18 protein-coding genes are annotated in these 18,740 nt (G+C 44.9%); all 18 read left to right on the top strand.

The window, feature by feature from the left end; all coding sequences use genetic code 11:
• The first annotated feature begins 140 nt into the window (after positions 1 to 140).
• The 18 genes from IGJ17_RS10730 to IGJ17_RS10645 all read left to right on the top strand — a co-directional run bounded on the left by IGJ17_RS10730 (position 141) and on the right by IGJ17_RS10645 (position 18,733).
• Entirely contained in the window at positions 141 to 1,226 is a 1,086-nt protein-coding gene (locus IGJ17_RS10730) for a DivIVA domain-containing protein (RefSeq protein ID WP_086316329.1), read from the top strand.
• A 137-nt stretch (positions 1,227 to 1,363) separates the two neighbouring features.
• The gene (locus IGJ17_RS10725; protein ID WP_101699187.1) at positions 1,364 to 2,671 is read left to right on the top strand and encodes a hypothetical protein; all 1,308 of its coding nucleotides are present in this window, start codon (positions 1,364 to 1,366) and stop codon (positions 2,669 to 2,671) included.
• Positions 2,668 to 3,042, top strand: coding sequence for a hypothetical protein (locus tag IGJ17_RS10720; RefSeq protein ID WP_005235091.1), 375 nt, complete (start codon positions 2,668 to 2,670; stop codon positions 3,040 to 3,042). The genes IGJ17_RS10725 and IGJ17_RS10720 overlap by 4 nt, the downstream gene beginning before the upstream one ends.
• A complete protein-coding gene (locus tag IGJ17_RS10715) occupies positions 2,975 to 4,354 on the top strand; it encodes a glucosaminidase domain-containing protein (protein ID WP_005235093.1) in 1,380 nt (459 codons plus the stop codon). Before IGJ17_RS10720 ends, IGJ17_RS10715 begins: the two co-directional genes overlap by 68 nt.
• Entirely contained in the window at positions 4,347 to 5,390 is a 1,044-nt protein-coding gene (locus IGJ17_RS10710) for a hypothetical protein (RefSeq protein WP_139960146.1), read from the top strand. Before IGJ17_RS10715 ends, IGJ17_RS10710 begins: the two co-directional genes overlap by 8 nt.
• Positions 5,391 to 5,403: 13 nt before the next feature.
• The gene (locus IGJ17_RS10705) at positions 5,404 to 6,858 is read left to right on the top strand and encodes a hypothetical protein (RefSeq protein ID WP_429961361.1); all 1,455 of its coding nucleotides are present in this window, start codon (positions 5,404 to 5,406) and stop codon (positions 6,856 to 6,858) included.
• Positions 6,859 to 6,896: 38 nt separating this feature from the next.
• Positions 6,897 to 7,220 (top strand): hypothetical protein, encoded by a 324-nt coding sequence (locus IGJ17_RS10700; protein WP_218213115.1) that lies wholly within the window; start codon positions 6,897 to 6,899, stop codon positions 7,218 to 7,220.
• Positions 7,221 to 7,241: 21 nt separating this feature from the next.
• Complete coding sequence (locus IGJ17_RS10695; RefSeq protein ID WP_244732034.1) at positions 7,242 to 7,940, top strand: type IV pilus modification PilV family protein; 699 nt, start codon at positions 7,242 to 7,244, stop codon at positions 7,938 to 7,940.
• Between the two features lie 43 nt (positions 7,941 to 7,983).
• The gene (locus tag IGJ17_RS10690; protein WP_016613462.1) at positions 7,984 to 8,670 is read left to right on the top strand and encodes a PulJ/GspJ family protein; all 687 of its coding nucleotides are present in this window, start codon (positions 7,984 to 7,986) and stop codon (positions 8,668 to 8,670) included.
• Positions 8,657 to 10,705: a type II secretion system protein gene (locus IGJ17_RS10685; protein ID WP_429961360.1), complete on the top strand. Its 2,049-nt coding sequence runs from the start codon at positions 8,657 to 8,659 to the stop codon at positions 10,703 to 10,705. The genes IGJ17_RS10690 and IGJ17_RS10685 overlap by 14 nt, the downstream gene beginning before the upstream one ends.
• Before the next feature lie 14 nt (positions 10,706 to 10,719).
• Positions 10,720 to 12,294 carry a GspE/PulE family protein gene (locus tag IGJ17_RS10680; RefSeq protein ID WP_429961359.1) on the top strand — a complete coding sequence of 525 codons (1,575 nt, stop codon included), beginning with the start codon at positions 10,720 to 10,722 and terminating at the stop codon, positions 12,292 to 12,294.
• A gap of 91 nt (positions 12,295 to 12,385) precedes the next feature.
• Entirely contained in the window at positions 12,386 to 13,696 is a 1,311-nt protein-coding gene (locus tag IGJ17_RS10675; protein ID WP_429961358.1) for a type IV pilus twitching motility protein PilT, read from the top strand.
• A 3-nt stretch (positions 13,697 to 13,699) separates the two neighbouring features.
• On the top strand, positions 13,700 to 14,911 hold the full coding sequence (locus IGJ17_RS10670) for a type II secretion system F family protein (protein ID WP_074536890.1): 1,212 nt from the start codon (positions 13,700 to 13,702) through the stop codon (positions 14,909 to 14,911).
• A gap of 80 nt (positions 14,912 to 14,991) precedes the next feature.
• Positions 14,992 to 15,510 carry a prepilin-type N-terminal cleavage/methylation domain-containing protein gene (locus IGJ17_RS10665; protein WP_016620512.1) on the top strand — a complete coding sequence of 173 codons (519 nt, stop codon included), beginning with the start codon at positions 14,992 to 14,994 and terminating at the stop codon, positions 15,508 to 15,510.
• A 70-nt stretch (positions 15,511 to 15,580) separates the two neighbouring features.
• Entirely contained in the window at positions 15,581 to 16,333 is a 753-nt protein-coding gene (locus IGJ17_RS10660; protein WP_008378680.1) for a prepilin peptidase, read from the top strand.
• A gap of 108 nt (positions 16,334 to 16,441) precedes the next feature.
• On the top strand, positions 16,442 to 17,488 hold the full coding sequence (gene pilM, locus IGJ17_RS10655) for a type IV pilus biogenesis protein PilM (protein ID WP_429961357.1): 1,047 nt from the start codon (positions 16,442 to 16,444) through the stop codon (positions 17,486 to 17,488).
• Between the two features lie 2 nt (positions 17,489 to 17,490).
• Positions 17,491 to 18,114, top strand: a complete 624-nt coding sequence (locus IGJ17_RS10650; protein ID WP_429961356.1) for a hypothetical protein — start codon at positions 17,491 to 17,493, stop codon at positions 18,112 to 18,114.
• A complete protein-coding gene (locus tag IGJ17_RS10645) occupies positions 18,107 to 18,733 on the top strand; it encodes a hypothetical protein (protein WP_016613452.1) in 627 nt (208 codons plus the stop codon). Before IGJ17_RS10650 ends, IGJ17_RS10645 begins: the two co-directional genes overlap by 8 nt.
• Positions 18,734 to 18,740: the final 7 nt, after the last annotated feature.

Raw genomic sequence — 18,740 nt, 5'->3', positions numbered from 1 at the left:
TCGTTTGAAAGAACGACCGCGGATAGAACAGCGAAAGTGCAACTTTTCACGAAAGCAGACGAACAAGCAGACCAATTTGTAGACACACTAAATTGTTAACGAATCAAATCATCGATGAGTGAGGAATCAGGAGGGGTAACATGGCATTATTTCGCAAAAAGAAAGATGAAGAAACTTACGAAGGCGTTCATGTCTACGACGAGGAATATGATGAAGAAGAGTACGACGAAGACGAGTACGATGATGAAGAATATGATGACGATGAGTATGACGATGAAGAATATGAGGACGACGAGTACGAGGACGATGAGTACGAGGATGAAGAATACGAGGAAGACGAGTATGACGATGATGCCCAAGAAGAGCTGCTGGCATTAGAAAATACCGTTTCACAACTGACCAAGACCGTCGAACATTTGACCAAGCAATTGGAAAACAAACAAGAATCCATCAATCGGATGGCTTCGCAAGCGACGCAACAAGAAAGTATCATTTATGAAAACAAGCAGCTGCAAATGCGTTACAACGAGTTACAGCAGCAGTTAAAAGAAGCAGAACGTCAACAAGAAGCCCTCAAAACCAATTATGAGCAGGAAATTGAGCAGTTGACGAGTCAAGAAGACGAATTGATCGAAGTAGAAGAAGAGCTCGAACAATTGCGTCAAAGAGAAGATGAACTGCTAAAAGAATTAGAAGAAAAAAGCAAGCAAGTCCAGGCTTTTGAAGAAAAAGCGATTCATTTAGAAGAAAAAGCGGCGATAATCGAAAACTACAAATTAAAAGAAGTCGAAAGCATGCGCCGGATCACTTCGCTTGAAAATGAAAATCAACAGTTGAACTTGCGCTTGCAAGAAGCGGAAGCGAAATATCGGGATCTCGAACGTTCAAGAGTCGAACAATTGGCAGATAAGAATGTCTTACAGCGTGACTTGGAACGTGAGCTGGCAAAAGTCGAACAAATGAAGGACGAGCTGGCGACGATTTTGATCGAAGCAAAAGAAAAAGCACGGGAAACCGCTGCTGAAGCAGAACTGGAAGCCGACAGAAGACGTCAGATGGCGGAAAATGAAGCCCACAAGATCATTTCAGAAGCATCGATGGAAGTGATGAAAATCCGTCAAGAGATCAAGCAATACCAAGAACGACTTACGACGTTTCATCATGAATCGAAAGGGTTGTTTGAGCAGTTGATCCAGCATAGCAAAGTGTTGAATCTGCCAGACTAAAAAGAAGGTTATGAGTCGGAATAGACGAAAAGGTCTGCTAAATAATTTCCGAGAGCGACACGACAAAGGAGGGAAACCCACTAGGACCATATATGCTGTATAAGAAATCACAGGCAACAACTACGACTTGATTTCTTATGAGAATGTTGGTCATTGGGACGAATGTGACGAATGATATTTTAAAAATTGCCATCTATCCAACCTTGAGTCCAAATCTTGAGGAATTATTTTACAAACAAGAGGCACTTCCATCAGTAATCACTGCCTGTGACAACCTCTATCAAAAAAAGTGGCCGCTCAAATCGTCGATTCGCAAACAAGTGACGCATTACTTTGAGCAATTTTATTCCATCGAAGCCTTCACCCATCATATCGAGATGGAGATCTTACGGAAAAAAATCGATTACTCAAAATTACGCATTCCCTTGGAACAGCAATTTCCTCAGTTTGTGTGGACGCAAATTGGCATCAATCATGTGTCCGATGAGAAAAGCAATTTGTTTTTGGAGTTTGTACCAATCGCATACACAGAAGAAGAGTTTCCCTTTACGATGCAGTTGCATGCTAGCTTGCAGCAGCAAGCCCCCGCTGGTGTAAGTGATGCGAACGACTTTAAAGAGCAACTGGTAAAAATCGTACAAAGCGTGATCGACGAACAAAATGTCACGTTTGTGAGTCGCCCGAAAGCGCAAGTCCATGAAGAAAAACGTCAGGGCAAAACCAATGCAATGAAAAAAGAACTGGAAGACACGCTCGAGTTCCAAAAGGTCAGTGCGGATGAGCCACCAAAGTTCAAAAAGAAAGTTCGAAAAAAAAGCAGCAAAAAAAAACAGTCAAAAAAAGCCAAGCAATTGTCCAAAGTCAACGCCAATGAATTAGCGTTGGAGGAAGAGGCGAAACGAGAACGAGCAAGCAAAGAGCGCTTGCGCTTGGCCAATCAAAAGCTTGAGATCTACATCGAAAACTTAGAAGCCTCTTTGATCAAAAATAGTATCCACTATTTAAACAGCTTGACCGATGAAGAAGACGAGAACTGGCATACGCAATTGAAAATCAGCTTACGAGAATATACCTATCTTTTTCAAAAAGCCAAATACCTCGAACAGGTTTGGCGCATCAATGACAATCTCGTACAAAAGATCGAAAAAATGACGTTGAACGAAAAAGAATTGACCTATGAGAGAGGGCAAGTGCAGCAAGTGGTCGACAACAACCTATCTGCTAAAGATATCAGTTTAGTTTTTTATGAATGCAGCGTGATTGAATCACGAGTCAAATTGTATGAGCGACCATGGTTTAGAAAACCTTACGCACGCATTATGAAGATGGACTATGACAATCTTTTACGAAAAGCCGCTTACTTTGATCTTCTCCAAAGCGAAAGCTATCTATTAGAAAAAAAAGCATTGATCGAAGGCAATACAGACGTTAGGAGCAGTCTATGAGAACCCAAAAGCAAAAACAACGATTCTTATTCTTATACCGCATCTACTTTATTGCTTCTTTGATCCCATTAGCGGTATTTTTGCAGCTGACCGCCTATTTTTATCTCTCTGCCTTTCGAGAATATGTCACTATCAGTCACTTGTTTTTACTCGCTCTTTTGCTAGGTTTTACGATGTATTTGCGGAACAATGCCTTTCATTATCAATTGCTGCTTGTGCAGCTTGAGAAAAATGAAAGCAAAGACCATGAACGACCAAAAAAAGGCACCAGCAAGAACAGCCCCAAGGAGGAGGATCAAGAAGATGAAAAAGCCCAGAAGAAACGTAAAAAGTCTGTTAGCGATCGGAGCATTTATCGGAATCATCAATAATCAAACGATTTCTGAAGCCATGGTTCGATCGATCTTAGGTGTAGAACCATCTACTTATATGGAAACCATCGATGCACAACGAGAAAGTCGTGGGCAATCGATAACGGATGCCCTCCGACCGGTCTCTTACGAAGGAGCTGACAGGATAACGGAGCAACTTGATACTCCTCCAGAACAAACAAAAGAAACCCTTCCAGAAGAAGCGGAGCAGGCCGAAAAAGGAACGGAAGTCCAAGTCGTAAATGATGTGGAACGACCGGCAGACGAGGGACAGACAGACGAGGAAGAGATGGAGAGCGGCTCGGATGAAACAGAAGACCAAGAGGCCGAAAACGTTCCGTCGACGCCAGATCCTTCAGAAGGCGATCAACAGCCGAATCAGCCTGCTGGACCTGAAACGAATGAGCAAGAAACCAACGATACTAACAGCAGCAACAATAGCGGAAACAACCAATCAAATGGGAATCAAACCAATCAGGACAAAGAAAAAGAGCCCGATCCAATCACTGAAGAACCCGAATCGCCGATCGATGAAGAAGAGCGGGAAAGCAACTTTCAATTTTCGGTTTCTCGTAATCTAACGACACAACAATTCATCAATGAGATTGGTTCTGACGCGCAGGATGTTGCCTATAACAATGATCTCTATGCCTCAGTGATGATCGCACAAGCCATCTTGGAGACTGGCTCAGGAAATAGTGCCTTATCCAGTCCGCCAAACCACAATCTCTTTGGCATCAAGGGCAGCTTTCGTGGGCAAAAAGTGACTTTCAATACGCAAGAAGATGATGGAAGTGGTGCGTGGTATACGATCTCTTCCAATTTCCGTAAATACCCAAGTTACCGTGAATCCATCGAAGATTACGCTCGCTTACTAAGAGGAGGCATCACAGGCAACCCGCGCTTTTATGCCCCCGTTTGGAAAGAAAATGCCCCAACCTATCGGGAAGCAACTGCGTGGTTGACCGGTCGCTATGCCACGGATATTCATTATGACCAAAAGCTGAATGCGTTGATCGAGGCCTATGATCTAACCATTTATGATAATGAGCCGACCGAAGAGATTTTGGAAGAGATTGAACGCACACGTGCACAAGCAATCGAAGCAGCCCGCAAGGAAGAAGCGGAGACGACCCGTTCCTTGTTTGAAGACTTGCAAAGAAGCGCGGCAAATCGTCGAGGCTCAGGGAATTTGCCAGCATCCATTCGGACCGTCAAGGATCGCTTGCAGGAAAATGCCAATGCCAATACTTATGCAAACCAATTAAGAGGGATGGAACGAGCGGGCAGCGAGGTAGATGCCAATGAGTAATCAGTCGCAAGCACCTAGAAGAAAAAAACGTCCGCCACAGCCTGCCAAACGTGAAAAAAAACGAGACCAATCAGAGGATACACCGAGAAATCCCCGAATCGAAAAGTTTCAAGCGCAAGGCAAGCAAGCCAGTCCTTCAAGTGGCAAGAAACGACCAAAAAAGCCACCTCAAAAAGAACCGACAGGACAGGCGCCTGCGAAAAAGAAACGAAAAAAAGCGGCTGGTACAGCGAATCGCCCCAAATTACCGACCGAAAAGCAGCGTCCTAGCAAGCAAAAAGAAAGAGCAGCTGCCAGTACGACCAGTGAAGCACCACGCAAAAAGAAAAAGCGTCCACCGCAGCAAGCACGTCCAAGTCAGCACAACGAGCAGGGGAAAATCAAAAAATCAAGTCATCCTAATGCCAAATCAAAAGGGACCCACAAGCACGGCAAAAAACCAGCGGAAGTTTCCCAGAAACGACGTCCCCCGCAAAAAGGCAAAGCCGCGACGAAGAAACCAACAGCCAAAAAGAAATCTGGCAATCTCGTACTGAAAATCATCTATCTGATTTTCTTGGTTTGTAGCATGACTGTCCTATTTACGTTTATCGGCTTATATGTGACTGATCAAAACGAAATGACAGTTTTTAATCATCGGGTGGTGCGTTTATCAGATAATGGGATGGCGAATCTTGACAGCTCCGCATTACGCACACAAGATTTGATCATTTTAAGAGAACAAGCCTTCACTCAAGTACAGCCAAACGGGCTCGCGGTCTTTACAAATGGCTCAGGAACCGGCTATATTGCTCGCCGAGTACTATCGATCGAGGCTGACGAAGAGCAGGGCTATCATTTATCCGTCATTGGTGATGGACAGGCATTTGGGGAAGAAGCCATCGAAGCAGACCGTTTCGTTGGAGAAGTCTCAATGAGTATCAACCATGTAGCAGATGTGTTTCGTTTTATTGATCAAAACTTGATATTATCCATCATCTTCTGTGTATCATTGATCGCCTTATTCATTCTATTAGGCATTTATCTCTTTACTTGAGAGCCGTCATTACTTGAGAAAAGAGGAAACAAGGGTGCAAAAAAAAATAGTGTTAAGAAATAGTATCGCGGGTCTGCTTTTCTTTCTTTTGTTGCTTAGCATCTTGATTTGGCAGAATAATCAGTCTATTCATATTCGTCGATTAGCGGATGAAAATGAAGTGTTCGAAAAAATCGAGATTTTGGAAGAATGGCAGGAACGAATGACCCTTACAGGGACGACGATCCAACGATCCGTTCGGGTAATGAACGCTAGTGAAGTGCCAGTCTTTGTCCGAGCAAGTTTTGAAGAAGTGCTGCGCTATATCGCGCCAGACAGTGAGGAAGCAGCTTTTGAGCAGGCGGCAGATGCGAGTGATGCGCCAGACTTATTACCAGTACTGTCTCGCTTTGATGAAAACGAAATTTTAGCAAGAGGGTATCAGAACGTGACCCAGCAGATCCCAGAACTCATTGGAAATGCTCTTGATGGTCAAGTGATGGTTTGGATCAGCGATGAGACGATCGAAGAGTTGGCACCCACGCCTCCCTTGGATGCCTTCGATAGTGAAGAGATGCAGGAGTTATTGGGGGAATTAGACGCTGAAGAACAGGAAAATCCTGAGAACTTCTACGATCGCACCGAAGGCAATGAAGAAATGGAGGAGCCACCGTCATCAGACTTGATCGATGGTCCACCAGATCTCTGGCAAGAACCGGTCCTTGTCGAAGCTCACTTCAGCTATTCCTTTCGACGAAACCAACAACCGGTCATGCAGAAAATGAGTGGGGAACTGCTGCTGCTCAATCCTGCTGATCCGGTTGCTGAGTGGACCTTTGAAGCAGCCAACTTGACCTATAGTTATTATCTTGAAGGGTATCGTTATTTTGTTCGAAACTGGGCGGAGTCACAGCTAGCCAGCCCCTTTTCCACCGGTGAGGAACCTACGGGATTCACGTATCTCGGAGAACAGGGAACGATTGACCAGTCGTCATTTGATTACACGACGACAGAATCTGGGTTAGGCAGTGCCTTTCAATTGCCAGAGATGATCAGTGCGTTTCCCGATGCTGCTGGCTTGTATCCGACCCAATCGGTGAAAACGCTAAGCAGCTTTGTCTCTGAAAGTCCCGCCCAGATCGACTCAGAAGCCATCATGATCGAATTCGGGTCTTTGAGCGATTACCGTCAGATCGATCGAAATACTTGGATCTATAATCCCGATGATGGCTGGTTTTATTATAGTTTTCCTTTGGACCGATCCTATCAAAGTGAAGACGGTTATGGCGTCACCCGTTCACTGATCGAACAAGTGATGATCGATACAAGTATCGCAGACGATAGCCATCTTGCCTACGAACTTTTACCAAAAGTCGAAGTCATTCAGGCTTCTGATCGACAATCACTAAAGGAGGTCTTTCAGTTAGACAATGATCGGCCAGAGAGTGCCACAGCGATCATCTATCGGCATTTGCACTCACTTCAATAAGTTGCTAGAAAATAAGTCAAGGAGAGATTCACGTGAAAATGGTCATTGAAGAAATTGAATACCGTTATTTTCTTCAATACGGGAAGTATTTGGATTATTTCTACCAACAATACATGCAAGCGAATGTCGAAGATCCTGATGTTGAAAAAGGGATCGCCGAGATTCAGCGACTGGTTGAAGAAGAAAGGTATCATTACATCAGGGAACGAATCCGCATTACACGCAAAGCCAAAAAAAGTATCCCATTAGCTGACTACCCTGATTTCAATAAACTGATTCATTGGGGGTTTACCCTTAGCAAATTATCTTTTCTTGACCCAGATACAAGTATCAACCACCTAGAAGAAAAGGATTCTCTTTGATCGGGACTAGGCAAAAAGCAGGTGATAAAACTGAAAAATGGCAGACATGCACATAGTGTACTTGATGAATCAGGGTTCAGCCTGGTTGAGATCCTTGGAGCGATCGTCATTCTCGGGATCGCAATGGTCATGATCGCCATGCTGATCATCCAAAACAACCTGATCCTTAGCTACAATACCCGAATGGAAGAGGCCATCGCAGCACGAGATGATGTCAAGGAATGGCTAATCTACCGGGCACAGACTCAAGACTTGGCGGATTTGAATATCGGGATCTTTACGGCTAGACCTTCTTGGATGATGGTCGATCCAGATGATCCCTCAGAAGTTCGCCGACACCATTTGGTCCTCGATAATTCAGGAATTCAATACAATGCGCAAGGGCAACCGATGTATGAAGAAATCCCGATTGCTGTAGATGATCTCAATCGGGGCCGATTTATTCGCAAGGTGGTATACGATCATTCTGGCGCTCATTTGCCGCAGCCCTTGGTAAATTCGGAAGAAAATCGCCTCTATATGGGAACGTACTTGTCGGAGAATGAAGAAACCACCAACTATTTGGTCAAGGTCTCCATTCGCGAAGACCCCAGACATGGACTGCGAGAAGACAGTTACGACCGTCGTCAGCTCGGGCTCGGACTTATTATTCAGGTCTTCGATAAACAAACGGGCGCATTTTTGACAGAAACGTATCTGCATTGGGTAGTAGACTATTGAAAGGGCTGGCTGTTCTTGCGGAAGTTGCAAAGGAGGGGCGCAGATGAAGCATCGATTACAGGATGAGCAAGGAATCACGCTTGTCGAATTGTTAGGGGCGATGGTCATATTCGGCATCATCATTGCACTCTTTTCTGGGACACTCTTTTTGATCGTCCAAGCCTCTGTTCGTCAAGGTCGAATTGCTGCCTTTCAAGGGATAGCGAATGAAATCTTGGCGCAAGCAGACCAAATCGCCAAAATTGATGGTATCTATGAACATGCGGGGTATTTAGGAAAATATGATAGTCTTCTTTTCCACGAGGAACATATTGTCAAAACAATGCCCGAAGGAACCTTAGGGGCAACGATTACGGAAGAGGGCAGTCCGCGAATGGTTGTGACGGATATCACAGATACCAACAATATTCGTGCCAGAGTCTATGATACGAAAGATCCTACGATTAAGTTAAAGATCATTCAACAAAAAAATGAGAATGAAGCGACGTTGACCCATCACTATACGCCAAATTATCGCGATACGTTCAGTATCCAGACCAAGTTTTTCGTTTTATTTTACACGGAAACGATCAACTTTGCGGATTATTATGATGATTTGACTGGCTGGTGGCAGATGGAGGAGCTGGTCACTGATTACCACAAGCAGATTATCTATAAACGAGAATTTACGATCAATTATCGTGACAATGAGAAAGCAAGAGGGGGGGTACCCGGGAATGGACGATGGTAGACAAAATGAAGCTGGTTTTGCGCTGATTTATGCCCTCGCGGCGATCATTCTTTCCTCTTTGATGATTGGCTTGGTCTTCCTTGTTGCTCGAAATGTCAATTCACAAATTCGAACGATAGATAGCTTCCGTCGAGTGGAAGATGTACACGAATATTCCTTTCAACTCGCTTCTCAGGAGCTAAAACTGAGAATAGATGATTTCATCACTCGAACCATGCAGAATGGCGGCTTCTATTCTAATAATAATGACTGGCAAGACCATCTAGATAACGAATTGAGATTTGTGCTGGACGAAGTCGATGTGAATGAGACCATCGATGATAAATTTTCTTTTACCTCCTCTGTCGTTGACTATGAATATAATGAGATCGCCCCTTATGTAATGACCAAATCTGGTGGGGAGCAAGGATGGATCCAATCCGCCTCCATGCTGCCAGATAAAACCAATCTTCAAATCATTATTCAAATTCAATCGCAAGTCACGGATCAGACGCAATTGGCTGAAGGGCAACCGCGAGTACATACAGCTTCTGCCGAATATATCTATGAAATGCAGCTTGAAGAAGAAGACCTCGAACAAAGACAAACACAGCTGGATATTTGGCGAAACATTTTTTATCCCTATTACTTACCCTCTACAGCAGGGCAAGCTGTATCCGCCGATACTTGGGTTCGAAAATTGTTTGAAGTCGCCGATTTTCAACGCGTACGTCCATCGTTTGATTATCTCGCTTTTGAATCGGATGACTTCTTGCAATTCGGGTTTGCCAACAATGTCCTGCAAGATTTTCAAGACGGCAGATTTTTAGATTTTCGAACAAAGCCGATTCTTAATTGGCTGCATTTCGATGGTTCCTTTTTCTTTAATCATGGGGTCCAGATGGAAGGACAGGGAAGCGGGCAATTTTCGTCAAAAAGTCTGCTTGCGATCCAGAATGATGGCGGACAGCCTAGTAACGGGTTGAACGTGATCAAAGACATCTTCTTGCAAGCCGGTTTAGGAATGTATATCGATTTGGGCAGTCGAGCTGGCAGTCGCTTGGTCCTCTCACAAGCATATACGGATATCCTTGCTGGAAACGTATGGATCAACAACACCAATAGTTCGGCTTCGAGAGTTGAGCAAGAAGGGGTTCTCTTTGCTGAAGGCCATCTAAATGTTTCCGTAAATTCACCGGATGCGGGCACTGGGTTAGGCGAATTAAATACCAATTATTTTAATTTTTATCATCGAGAAGCCACGAAACAGAACCCTGCGGCAGATGGTAGTTTGACGTTTATGAAGCCGTCGATGGTTCTGACGAGCAGCAATTTTTATGCGGGACCAGTCACGGAAGGCTCGATCGTGCATAGTACCGAAGATACGGAACGACGGATTACTGTTTATGGTGATTTTATGCTGACGAATACGATGATGCCTAGTGGTGGAACGATCGATGATTTCTCGTATTTTCAGAATCAAAATCAATTCACAGTGCCCCATGACCCGTCAAGAATCACATTGGATGGCAGCAATACCACAATGGAGGTTCACGGGCTTTCATTTATCGATGCGCCGAAAACTGCTCGTAGATTGGCATTAGCAGAAGCCGGCAGTTCCGCGGTTTTTGATTCTTATTATGAAGATCCAGCGTATTGGAATCAAATCACCTTAAAAAATGGTGCCCAGCTGATCTTGGGTCATACAGGCGTTGAACCCTTTCATTTAGCTGTGGATAGAGAGTCGACCTTTGTCATGGAAATACTGCCAGATTTGGCATTATTTGACCCGACTTTTTTAGCAACAGGGGCTCATAACCGTCGTCTTGAAGGGACGGTCGTTCTCGTACCTTACTATATGGATGACCAGGTGGAACTAGAAAATCAACTGCAACAATTAGGCGTCAATTATCGCGTCCGCGACTTTGAAAGTCAGGCGCAATCGGGGGAGGTAACGATCCTCAGAAGTTTTTTGGATCGAAACATGTGGTCTGATGATGAAGCATATTTAACCGTTACACGAATGTTTGACTATATCAACAAACTCGATTATTGAAAGGAGGGCGCCAGTTGCCGCAATCAAGTGAAAGAACGCCACGTAGAAAACCTAGAAGGCCTCTCAAAAAGTCAGAGAACACCACAAGTTCAACCACTGCTGAGAAAACACAAACAGGCAACCTGTTTGACTTAGAGATCAGCTCAGAGGTTTTGTCCTTGATCCCCCGCTCGTTTGCCAAACAGCACAGCGTCTTTCCATTAGAAAAAAAAGGCAACCGCTTGACCGTTGCGATGGCAAACCCTGGGGATTATGCGGCGATCAATGAAATGCGTTTGATCACTGGGTTATTGATTCGTCCGCAAAAAGCCCACAATGCCGATATCCAACAACTGATCGTTCGCGATTACCCTTCTGAGATCAGTTTGGATGGCTTGAGCGACTCTCTCGTTGAAACCATCGACCCAGAAGGCGACTCAAAATTAGATGATTCGCCGATTGTCAAATTGGTCAATACCCTGCTGCAAGATGCGGTGGATCGGGGCGCCAGTGATATCCATTTCGATCCCCAAGAAAAAGGATTAGTCGTCCGCTTACGGGTCGATGGGGAGCTTCGTACCCATGAAAACTTGCCTAAGAGTATTCAGACTGGTGTTACTTCACGACTGAAAATCATTTCCTCCTTGGATATCACCGAAACACGTGTGCCACAAGATGGTCGGGCAATGATTCGTAACGGGGGCAACGTGGTTGATTTGCGGGTCTCGGTTTTGCCTGTCATTCATGGGGAGAAAGTCGTGATTCGGGTGTTGGATCGCTCCAGTGGCATTCGGCGCCTAGATGAGTTTCGCTTTGAACCGAAGGTATTGGCGACCTTTAAAGCGATTTTGCATAAACCCCATGGAATCATTCTTGTCACAGGACCGACAGGATCAGGGAAATCATCTTCCTTGTATGCGGCGCTGCAAGAGTTGAACACGCCGGAGATCAATATTATCACCGTCGAAGACCCAGTAGAGTTTCAGCTGCAAGGTATCAACCAAGTGGCAGTCAACAGCAATGTCGGTTTGACCTTTTCCGCTGGGTTACGGTCGATCTTGCGACAAGACCCCAATGTCGTGATGGTGGGAGAGATTCGAGATGGCGAAACGGCGGAGATTGCGATTCGGGCTTCCATGACCGGGCACTTGGTATTATCCACCCTGCATACCAATGATTCCGTCAGCACCATCAATCGCTTAGTCGACATGGGGGTAGAACCGTTTCTGGTCGCTAATGCGTTAGAAGGCATCTTAGCTCAACGGCTCGTCCGAACCCTTTGTTCTTCTTGTAAGACACTAGGACCAGCCAGCGACAAGGACAAGCAGTTATTTGAATCCTATGGCATCACGGTTACGGAACTGGCACAGCCTGTGGGCTGTCCAAAGTGTGGCAATACGGGATTCAAAGGGCGAATGGCCGTCCAAGAGCTGTTGACGATCGATGCCAAGCTGCGTCGTATGATCACGAACAAAGCGACTAACGACCAGCTGATGGATTATGTTCAGGAACGAAAGATGCGCTTTTTGTTGGATGATGGGTTAGACAAAGTGCAACAAGGCTTTTCCACCATCGAAGAAGTCTTGAAGGTGGTCGCCGCAGAAGAGTGAGGCGCGGATTGATTTATCGGTGATCTAGGGATCACCGAAGAACTACATACATTGTTTTAAAAGGAAATGCACATAGAAAGGGGCTGGTTTAATGGATCAAACGAGAGTGGCAACACAAGAGCGAGCAACCAAAAGGGCGACGAGAGAAAAAACAGCTCCGACCCGTACCCGCATTCGGGAAAATCGTGAACTGAGAGAAAAAAAACGTGCCCACAGTCGCCAGAGCGATCAAGACCGATCTGTCTCGACGCGGGAGATCATTCAAAAAGCAGAACGGCAAGCAGTGACAAAAACGACGACTGCCAGCAGTACACAGGGCGTCAATCGCAACGAAGCGGCGCAATTTGCTGCCATGTCACCTAAAGAGCGGATCGATCATTGGTTGATGATCGCCGTCGAACAAAAAGCATCGGATATCCATTTAGTCGAAGGCGTACCGCCGATTTTTCGTCGCCACGGCGACTTGCTACCGATCGAAGGGGTTCCGACCATCGACACTAAGGACATCGAAGCCATTGCCGAAATCCTTTGCAACCAACGGCAATGGGAGGAATTCAAGGGAAAAGGCGAGACCGACTTGGCCTACGAACTAGGCGACATCTGCCGCTTTCGGGTCAATATTTTCCGTCAAAAAGATACCGTTTCGATCGCCTTGCGGCAGATCCCCATCGAGATCCCGAAGTTAAGCAAACTCGGTATGCCGACCGTCTTGCGGACCCTGATCCATAAAAGCCAAGGCTTGTTCTTAGTTACAGGGCCGACCGGTTCAGGGAAATCAACGACACTGGCTGCGATGCTGGACTATTTGAATGATACCAAAAAGACGCATATTTTGACGTTGGAAGACCCGATCGAGTACATCCATAACCACAAAAAAAGCATCGTTGCCCAGCGGGAAGTCGGCAGCGACACCATGTCCTTTGGCAATGGCTTACGAGCAGCCCTGCGGCAAGATCCAGACGTCATCTTAGTAGGGGAGCTGCGGGATTTTGAAACGATCTCGATTGCCTTGACGGCAGCGGAAACGGGACACTTGGTATTAGGAACCTTGCATACGTCAAGTGCCCCAGCGACTATTGAACGGATCGTCGATGTCTTTCCTGCCGATCAGCAGACTCAGATTCGTACACAGCTTGCTGGCGCATTACTGGGGATCTTGTCCCAGCGCTTGCTGCCAACGATCGATGGCAACGGACGTGTAGCAGCAACCGAAATGATGCTCAATACCCGAGGGATCGCCAGCTTGATCCGTCAAGGGAAAACCCACCAGATCCATAATATGTTGCAGATGGGGAAAAACGAAGGCATGCATACCATGAGCGCCTCTTTAGAAGAACTCGTTGTTGCGGAACGGGTCGATGCCGATGTGGCAGATAACTTGATGGAGGAAGGGGGCGAATAGCCGATGGCACTCTTTGCCTATCAAGGCACCAATGTCCGAGGCGAAACGTTTTCTGGCAGCTTGCGTGCCAATTCCTCCGTCGAAGCCCGTCAAAAACTGCGCCAAAAGCACATCAAAGTCAGCAGCTTGATCGAACAGCCAGAAACCTTGGCGAATAAAGAGATTCAATTGTTCAACAAAGTATCTCTAAAATTATTAGTTGCATACTTACGCCAGTTTTCGACATTGATCGCTTCGGGGATTACGATTGTTGATGCTTCACGAATGCTGGAAGAGCAGCAAAAAAATCCGAATTTCAAGAAAATTCTTGGTGAAGTTCGGGATGAGATTGATGGCGGACGACCACTTTCAGAAGCCTATAAAGCCCATCCTAATGCTTTTCCAGTTTTGTTGACAAGTGTTATTGCCGTATCGGAAATGTCAGGGTCTTTGGAAAAAAACTTAAAGGATATGGCGGATTATTATGAAAAAAGTGCTGAGAATCGAAGTGGTCTTATCACAGCGATGGTCTACCCAATCATTTTGATCTTGATGACGTTTGTCGTAGGTATCATTTTACTAGTCATGATCGTCCCGATGTTTGTCGAAGTATTTGAAAGTTTTGATACAGATTTGCCAGCTATTACCGTGGCTACCATGGCAATCAGCGACTTTCTTCAAACTAAAGGATGGGTTTTAGCAGTCTTTATTGTAGGCATTATGATCGGCTTTTGGCTCATTCGTCGAAATGAAAAAATCGATTTTGCTGTTCATCGTTTCATTTTAAAAATACCGTTGTTCGGTGAATTAGCGATAAAAAATAATTATTCACTGTTTATGACAACTTTGTCGACTTTACTGGGTAGTTCGGTTGGTATGGTCACGGCATTGAATATGAGTCGGGATGTTGTGTCCAATAAATCAATCAAGCGAGTCATTGACGATTGTGCCTTTCAAATAGAAGAAGGGGGCAAAATGAGTGATGTTTTTCGTGGGAACCTAACCGTTCCTTTATTAGTCACTCAGATGGTAGAAATCGGTGAAAGTACTGGATCCCTTGAAGATATGCTAAAAAGACTAAGCATTATCTTTCAAAAAGAAGTGGACGAATCCAGTAAACGAATCAAAACAGTCCTTGAACCGACAGTGATATTAGTTATTTGTGTCATTGTTGGATTGATCGTCGCTGCGATCATGGTACCAATGTTTGATCTTTTTGGTGCCGTACAGGGGTAATCATTTGTGATATTAACAGAATTCCTAGACGTTCTGTTTGATATATATTTTTTAGGAAAAGTAGGAGGAGTAAATAACATATGCTTGATGCAATTTTAGTAGAAGAAAAAACAGAAAATCGTTTTAACAAATTAATGAAAGATGAGACAGGTTTGTCGCTGGTTGAGTTACTTGCTGTTGTTGTTATCATTGCAATCATTGCAGGTATCGGGGTAATTGCTATTGGAAATATCATCCAAAATGCACGTGAAGATGCGGCTATTTCAGATGTTCAAACAGCATACTCTGCAGCGGTACTGTATCAGTCGACGGAAGTAACACCTAACAGCGGTTCTGGAGCTAACCCGAATCCGAATGAATTCACACTGGAGGATGTTATAAATGCTAATCTTTATAGTGGTGGAGGATTTGCTGATGTAGACGAAGTTGAGTTTGAAATTCAGGATGACGGAACTCTGCTCATTACATTAGAAGACGGTGCTTTGACTGCCGGAACAAAACGCTCCGTAGGAATGACGTTAACACAGACACAAGTTAGTGATCTAGGTCGTAAAACATTATTCCCAGATCCGCCAGCTGGCGGTGGCGGCGGCAACTAAAAACACCTCAAGTCACTAACCTGACCTAAGGTGTACGGCAACTCAACCCCCAGGAAAAAAGGAGTTTTTTATGAACGAAATTTTGCAACAGATCCCAATGGGCCTAATCATTGGTTATCTTTTCATCATAGGAATGTGTCTAGGTTCTTTTTTCCTAGTGGTTGGTTGGCGGGTTCCCAAAAAGGAATCCCTGCTGACTCGCTCGCACTGTGATGACTGCCAACAGACATTAGGTGCAAGGGACCTCATTCCAGTTTTATCATACCTTATTTTAAAAGGCAAGTGCCGTAAGTGTCAAAAAAAGATCCCGCTGATTGCTTTTCTTTATGAAGTGTTGATCGGCATGCTATTTACGGGTACGACCTTGCTGTTTTGGGGCACTGCTGAAGTGATTGCCGCTTGGTGTTTATTAGCCTTATTAGCCATTATTTCTGCCAGCGACATCTTCTATCAGCTGATCCCCAATAAAGTGTTAGCCCCTTTTTTCGCCGGAGGGATCGGTTTACGGTTGATCCAACCGCAAAATGAATTTTGGTGGTATTGGCTCGTTGGCTTCTTTGCTGGCTTCTTGCCATTGTATCTCTTAGCGGAGCTCAGTAAAAAAGGCATGGGTGGCGGCGATATCAAATTATTTGCCGTCTTAGGCGTGTATATCGGCCCAGTGCAAGTCTTGACGGTTTTATTTGTCGCTTCTTGCTTGGCAGTGATCTTTTACGTGATCCAAATGCTACGGGGCAAAGTCAAAAGCCGCTACATTGCTTTTGGTCCCTTTATAGCCATTGCTACCGGCATGGTTTATCTTGGCAGCGGCTGGTTCCTTTGAATTGGGTTGCTGACCTTGGCGTTTGCTTGATTTGCTAAGCAAGCGTTGTACATAGAAATAACGTTGGTTCCTTCATATAAAACCAACAAGAAGAAAGCAGGTCCTCGTATGTTTGGCAAAAAAACAATTCCCCGCTTAGTAGGGATCGACATCCAAAAAAACTGCATCCGTTACTGTACCAAAAAAGGTGACCGTCTCAAATACGGCGAGCTGGTTGTGAATGGTACGATTTTTAAAGATGATAAGCTGCGCAATCCTGATAGTCTTGAAGCCGCCTTCAATGAGATTGCCAAACGCTTGGGATTACGCACGATGAGTGTGGTGATCACGGCACTAAATTCTCGTCTGCTGATCAAACAGATCCCAATCGGTAAGATGAACTCGGAAAAAGAGATTCGCGAGTACTTGTATTTAGAATTGGGGGAGTCCATCTCTTTGCCTTTTGAAAACCCGATTTTTGATCTACTGATCCTAGGTAAAGGTAACAAGGAAAAAGTACCAAAAGCACAAAAGAAAAAAGCCAGCAAGAAGGAAGAAAAAGCAGAGCCGCAAGCTGTGGTCATCCAGCGGAATCGGTTTACCATCAATGGCAATGTGCCAGTCGTGGTCACATCAGAGCCGATTTTGATTCAACTAGGCGATACATTGAAAAAAGGCGGCCATCAGTTGATGGGCGTCGATTGCAGTTTTCTGGCGTATAGTCGCATGTTTCAGCGACAGATCAACTGGAGTGAAAATTTCGTGCTGGTTGAGTTAGATGCTGGCATCGCCAATATCACCTTTTTTGAAGAATTGGTGCCGACTTACCTGCAGTATGAAGATTATAATCAAGCCAACTGGAAATATATTGAAAAAGCCCAATCTGTGCAAGTGAAATTTAGGGAAAGTGCGGAGATCCAAGCACTGGAAGGGTTAGCAGAAACCTTGAATTCGGTGATTGCTTACTATTATCAGGAAATCTCGCCTGATTGTGAATTGAAAAAAATCTACTTAGTCGGCGGTCATCCAATGCTGCGGAAAGAAGTCCAAGAAATATTTCATGAGGTGTCTTCTTTGCCGGTCAAAACGATTTCCGCAAAAGTAAGTGAAACCAGCAAGAAAAAAATTCCCGACCGCTATATCTTGGCTGCGGGATTAGCGACGAAAGAGGTGTAACCATGAACATCAATCTATTGCCTAATAAATTTATCCGTAATCGGGCGTTTGAAGTCATTCTTTCGGTTTCGCTTCTCCTTTCGTTAGTAGTCGTTGGGGTTTGTGGGTTAGGCTTTTGGTATTATCAAAGGCTGGTGACCAATAATCAAAGCAATATCATGTCTAGTCAAGCAGAGCGCATCGTTTTCCAGCGCCAGTTAGAAGAGATGCTAGCGTCAAAATCTCAAGACCTGCAAGAATTCATTGCCTTGCAAAAGCAAGAGAAATATTTCACAGCGCCTATTATGGAAACCTTTGAGGAGGCGGCATCAGGAATCGATGTGACCATCAATTCGTATAATTTGCTGCTAAATGGCGATGGGGGAATGTCCGAAACAGCCCAAGACGGCACACCATTGTTTCCTTTGGTGAACATGGCAGTCCAGGGGGATGTTTATGAAAGTCTGATTCGCCTTAAATCAGCTTTTGAAGCAATCGATTGGGTACATTATGTGACCTATCAATCCTTCTCTCATAGTTCAACGCCGCAAGATGGGCGCATCACTGTTTACCTTTCACGAATCGCTGCACCGCAAGTGATCAGTGAAGACAGCGAAGAAGAAAGCGAGGTGGAAGTTGATGACTAGAGTCTTTTTCTCAAAAAAACACATCATCATCTCCGCGGTGATTGCATTAGTTCTCGCTACCTCCGTACTTATTTTCTGGCTATTTTTACTGAATCCCAAACGTGCCGAAGGGATCGAATTGGCTCAGGAATTAGCTGGGATCGAAGCAGAGATCCGCGACATTCAGGAACAGCTGGTTTACCTACAAGGGGAACCAGACCTTCTTTCCTCAGAGACGGTCAATGAGGTGCCGATCATTCCCAATGGCATGGCGATCGAGTCTTATTTTACCGATCTCGCTGCCCTTGAAACGGAATTGCCGATCACGATTTTGCAATCGACCTTTAATGAAGAGATGCTTTACCCTACACCAGAACAACTGGCGGATCAGACCGGTGACAATCCTTTGGCTACGCAATTTCGGGTCACAAGGATCGGCTTTGACCTCCTGAGTGAGACGAATGAAGGAATCGTGCGTTTTATTGATCGGATGGAAAACCTGAATCGCTTTTTAAAAGTGGAATCAGTCGAATATCGGCAAGGAAGTAATACGTCAGGAGCAGATGCGTTTTCGGCAAGTGTCGTTATCAAGCTGTATTATCTATCGAGCTTTGAAACGGGACAAGAACTGTTGGAGTAATCAAAGG

Origin of the sequence: Enterococcus sp. DIV1096b, assembly GCF_050498765.1 — a bacterium.
In the GTDB taxonomy this organism is placed as follows: domain Bacteria; phylum Bacillota; class Bacilli; order Lactobacillales; family Enterococcaceae; genus Enterococcus_D; species Enterococcus_D entomosocium.
Note: the sequence above shows the minus strand (reverse complement) of the source record. Positions and strands in the feature narration are given on the sequence as shown.

Coding starts and splice junctions, on each gene's coding strand:
- IGJ17_RS10730 (WP_086316329.1), top strand. CDS start 141: ATGGCATTATTTCGCAAAAAGAAAGATGAAGAAACTTACGAAGGCGTT.
- IGJ17_RS10725 (WP_101699187.1), top strand. CDS start 1,364: ATGAGAATGTTGGTCATTGGGACGAATGTGACGAATGATATTTTAAAA.
- IGJ17_RS10720 (WP_005235091.1), top strand. CDS start 2,668: ATGAGAACCCAAAAGCAAAAACAACGATTCTTATTCTTATACCGCATC.
- IGJ17_RS10715 (WP_005235093.1), top strand. CDS start 2,975: ATGAAAAAGCCCAGAAGAAACGTAAAAAGTCTGTTAGCGATCGGAGCA.
- IGJ17_RS10710 (WP_139960146.1), top strand. CDS start 4,347: ATGAGTAATCAGTCGCAAGCACCTAGAAGAAAAAAACGTCCGCCACAG.
- IGJ17_RS10700 (WP_218213115.1), top strand. CDS start 6,897: ATGGTCATTGAAGAAATTGAATACCGTTATTTTCTTCAATACGGGAAG.
- IGJ17_RS10690 (WP_016613462.1), top strand. CDS start 7,984: ATGAAGCATCGATTACAGGATGAGCAAGGAATCACGCTTGTCGAATTG.
- IGJ17_RS10685 (WP_429961360.1), top strand. CDS start 8,657: ATGGACGATGGTAGACAAAATGAAGCTGGTTTTGCGCTGATTTATGCC.
- IGJ17_RS10675 (WP_429961358.1), top strand. CDS start 12,386: ATGGATCAAACGAGAGTGGCAACACAAGAGCGAGCAACCAAAAGGGCG.
- IGJ17_RS10670 (WP_074536890.1), top strand. CDS start 13,700: ATGGCACTCTTTGCCTATCAAGGCACCAATGTCCGAGGCGAAACGTTT.
- IGJ17_RS10665 (WP_016620512.1), top strand. CDS start 14,992: ATGCTTGATGCAATTTTAGTAGAAGAAAAAACAGAAAATCGTTTTAAC.
- IGJ17_RS10660 (WP_008378680.1), top strand. CDS start 15,581: ATGAACGAAATTTTGCAACAGATCCCAATGGGCCTAATCATTGGTTAT.
- pilM (WP_429961357.1), top strand. CDS start 16,442: ATGTTTGGCAAAAAAACAATTCCCCGCTTAGTAGGGATCGACATCCAA.
- IGJ17_RS10650 (WP_429961356.1), top strand. CDS start 17,491: ATGAACATCAATCTATTGCCTAATAAATTTATCCGTAATCGGGCGTTT.
- IGJ17_RS10645 (WP_016613452.1), top strand. CDS start 18,107: ATGACTAGAGTCTTTTTCTCAAAAAAACACATCATCATCTCCGCGGTG.